1 protein-coding gene and 1 pseudogene are annotated in these 857 nt (G+C 60.0%); both read left to right on the top strand.

What is annotated here, in order from left to right; translation table 11 throughout:
* Nucleotides 1-256: pseudogene (locus tag QMG61_RS17395) on the top strand (acetyltransferase); the annotation flags it as partial.
* A gap of 59 nt (nt 257-315) precedes the next feature.
* Complete coding sequence (locus tag QMG61_RS17390) at nt 316-852, top strand: GNAT family N-acetyltransferase (protein ID WP_283495586.1); 537 nt, start codon at nt 316-318, stop codon at nt 850-852.
* The last annotated feature ends 5 nt before the right edge of the window (nt 853-857 follow it).

Raw genomic sequence — 857 nt, 5'->3', positions numbered from 1 at the left:
TGCCGTCACCGTCATTAATCAGGATGCGGGCCGCGGTGAAACTGAGTTCACCTCTGTCCACCCCTCCTACCGCCGCATTGGGCTCGCCATTGCCGTCAAGGGTGCATCGATTACAGCCTTGGCAGCAGACGGGATGCGGGTCTTCGGCACGGGTGGCGCTCAGGTCAACGTCGGCAGTATCCGCATGAATGAACGGCTCGGATATGCCATTGAAGAACGATGGCTCAGCCTTGAAAAACCACACCGAAATGACTGAAACGACCGGTACGTTCCAAATTGTGCTCATCTCCTTGCGGATGCTCCACAATGAGGGCAATGACTATTGAGTTGCGCCCCTGGGGCGAATCTGATGCCGGGCACCTGCTTCGCGCTTTCCGTACCAGCGATGACCTCGCAACCCAGGTCGGCGACGCCAACTTGTCAACGCTCGACCGCTGCCAGGAATTCATTGCACTCCAGCTCGCCCCGTCCAGCCAATCCGTGCGCAACTTCGCAATCAGCGTCGATGGCGCGGCAGTGGGCAACGTAGGCATCGGAAACATGGAGCATCGCCACGACACCGGTTGGGTCTACTACTGGGTGTCGGCCGAGGCCCGAGGGCAAGGCCTCGCCTCACGCGCACTTGCCTCGGCTGCCCGTTGGGCATTTGACCAGCGTGACTTGTTCCGGCTCGAGCTCGGGCACAGGCTCAACAATCCGGCGTCCTGCAACGTCGCCCTGAAAGCGGGATTCGCACCAGAGGGAATCGAACGCCAGAAGCTCAAGTACGAACACCAGCGCTACGACGTCGAAACCCATGCGCGCCTCAGAAGCGATCCAACACCCGAGATCGAACTCTTCAAGACCCACTGAGGGTT

The organism is Cryobacterium sp. PH31-AA6 (assembly GCF_030063195.1).
GTDB lineage: Bacteria > Actinomycetota > Actinomycetes > Actinomycetales > Microbacteriaceae > Cryobacterium.
The sequence above is the reverse complement of the archived record's forward strand: the minus strand, read 5'-3'. Positions and strand labels throughout refer to the sequence as shown.